This window comes from Natrialba sp. PRR66, assembly GCF_034808065.1.
Taxonomy (GTDB): Archaea; Halobacteriota; Halobacteria; order Halobacteriales; family Natrialbaceae; genus Natrialba; species Natrialba aegyptia.
In genome coordinates, this window is record NZ_JAXHGN010000087.1 from 1 (window position 1) to 275 (window position 275).

A 275-nucleotide genomic window follows, 5' to 3' on the forward strand; every position below is an offset into this window, starting at 1 on the left:
GTCGCTCACGCCAAGAACCGCGTCCCAGGCGGCCTCGACGGCGTTTTCCTGCACCGTCGAGCCGAACGTCACGCCGAACCCGTCGCCGACAGCCTCGGCGGCGTCCGAAATCGTCTCGACTATCTGATGGTATGCGACGCGGTCGCGGTCGGTGAGCGCCTCCGCTATCTCCTCGGCGAAGGCGTCCGTCGCGTCGGCACCCTTGTTAGCGGTGGCGTCCGAGACCGCGGCCGCGATATCCGCGCCGTCACGCGGCGGCTCCCACGCCATCTCGC

At 69.8% G+C, this 275-nt stretch carries 1 pseudogene; it reads right to left on the minus strand.

Annotation, left to right across the window (positions count from 1 at the left end):
• Window positions 1–275 (minus strand): annotated as a pseudogene (locus tag SM755_RS23585) (DNA topoisomerase VI subunit B); the annotation flags it as partial.